Genomic DNA, 2,095 nt, shown 5'->3' with positions numbered 1-2,095 from the left:
TGAAGAATGTAATCGCATGCATAAACCTATTCCTGAAGCACTCTGCAAGCCCAAGCAGGATGCAGGGGAACAAGGATGAGGGGATGAAACCAGCTTATATAAACCTACATGGGACCTGAACCCCCTGGTTTTATATACCTTGTTAGGAATCCTATCGCTAAGCCTAATACTAGCAGTAATATAGCCAACGGCACGTCAACTATGGGTTCTTGTAATATGTATGTCCTGGTGTTGTTAACACCCTTTATTGTGATGGTTTCAGTTGTTGTCACTATAATGCTTGTAGTTGATGTTATCACATATGGAACGGAGAAGGGGTAGTAGATAGTTCTCCTCTCAGTTAATGTGGTGGTGACCGTATATGTATAAGATTCCGTCTTAGTCGTTGTCACTGTTGTCGGTGATGGGATTGTCACAGTGGTTGTCGTGGTTTTCGTGGTCGTGGCTGTCACAGTATAGTATGCCCTACCCCCTGTGCTAAAGGAGTATATTATCCAGGAATACGAGTTTACCTCAGGCTCTATAACATATCCCGCGATATACACTCTATCGGAGTCACTGGATGCTTTACCAATAAATAGGAAGCCACCCTGCATCAGGCTTTTGAAAGCCACCGTGTTAAGGTTTTTATCCAATACCTGGAGGTATTGTTTTCTTTCCCCGTATAATTCATTTGTTCCGAAGACATAGATTAATTCCCTGGCATACGCTATTTTAATCGCTGGGGAGAAATCGAGTTTCAAGCTACCAACGACATCTCCATACATGTCGATTTTCAACACGGCCCCGCTATACCCTAGCGTGATATACGCGTACCCGTCTTCATCGAATACTATCCCGGTTGCACCGTAATAACTTGTCGAGTTAATACTGCTTATTCTCGTAAGGTTAGCGCTTAGGATTTCGATCCATAACATATCACTTGAATTATTAAACCCCATCGAGCCAACTACCCATATGTCCCTGGTCACAGGATTCACCCCTATAGCTCTCGGCAAATCACTCATTACACCATCGATACTAGGATTCGCGTTGTACGTAGCTAAGACTACTCCTAGAGCACTGGGATCTCGTTTCTCAACCACCCACTCCTCTCCCCCGGGATCGCTCCCGAACCCAGATATATAGACGTAGCGTCCATCATACGTCACACTCGATGCCCCTGAGGGTGGTTTATAATTACCGAGGTAGCTTTCCATGAGGTTTAAGTCTAGGTCGAAGCCTAGAATAATCCATCTTCCAGCATACCAGTTGGATCCTTCCACCCCTACAACAATTAGTTTATCCCCGGCTACCGTGCAATCACTTAGAAGTAAGGATTCGCTGTAGCTACTACCATTCCAGGAGCTAATTAGTGAACCATTATATACACTCCTCTTCTCGATTACTGCTGGATACCCTATAACGTAGAGGTAATTCCCGCTGACGCAGGTGCTTGTAGCATAACTCGTTGGAGAGGAATTAGAATACTGTATCCATAGCGTATCTGCTATATCGTACACAGTTTCACCAACCGTTGTAACGATGGATGAAAGTAGGAGTAGCATTGTAAATATCGTGGCTAGGAAACCTATTGAAACATCTGGGCTCATGCTCCCACAAACATCTAATATACTCCATAACTATATATTCCTTAAGGATGTATTAACAATTTTTTATGGCGATATCCAGGTATCTAGGACTGGAGTGATTGGGAAATATTATATACCTAGTAACAAGTCGTGGGGATCATGGATCTACATGAGACTAGATCCAGGCTCTCTGCGGACTCCACACTGGATAAACCCGGTCTGAGGAAGGATATACTATCCCTTATTTACTCCTATAGATTCACTAAGATAAAGGTGAAGGGTGGAGGTAGGGAAGTATGGATCTATGGCGGCCCTGAGAGAGACTACGTGATCATACCTGGATCTTTCTGTAGTTGTATGGATTTCACTATCAGAGTTGTCTCCCGTGGGGAGACGCCATACTGTAAACACTTACTGGGGCTTGAGGTAGCACGTAGACTAGGTAAGTATAGGGAGATAGAGATGGAGGCGCAGGACGTAATCAAGGTTGTCAGGGAGGTGTTTGCCAAGGGATTCTCGAGGAC

General features: G+C 44.4%; 2 protein-coding genes. One reads left to right on the top strand and one right to left on the bottom strand.

Going from position 1 to position 2,095, the window contains the following annotated elements; translation table 11 throughout:
• Positions 1 to 104: 104 nt before the first annotated feature.
• Entirely contained in the window at positions 105 to 1,592 is a 1,488-nt protein-coding gene (locus tag ACP5N5_RS06770) for a hypothetical protein (protein ID WP_428134392.1), read from the bottom strand.
• A gap of 138 nt (positions 1,593 to 1,730) precedes the next feature.
• On the opposite strand from ACP5N5_RS06770, the gene ACP5N5_RS06765 reads away from it, so the two are divergent.
• Positions 1,731 to 2,095 (top strand): metal-binding protein (locus ACP5N5_RS06765; protein WP_428134389.1); only part of this gene is annotated, 365 nt, incomplete at its 3' end.

Source organism: Desulfurococcus sp., from assembly GCF_049970475.1.
GTDB classification, from domain to species: domain Archaea; phylum Thermoproteota; class Thermoprotei_A; order Sulfolobales; family Desulfurococcaceae; genus Desulfurococcus; species Desulfurococcus amylolyticus.
The sequence above is the reverse complement of the archived record's forward strand: the minus strand, read 5'-3'. Positions and strand labels throughout refer to the sequence as shown.

Bases quoted from the DNA above. Each gene is read 5' to 3' on its own strand.
- ACP5N5_RS06770 (WP_428134392.1), bottom strand. From the start codon at position 1,592: ATGAGCCCAGATGTTTCAATAGGTTTCCTAGCCACGATATTTACAATG.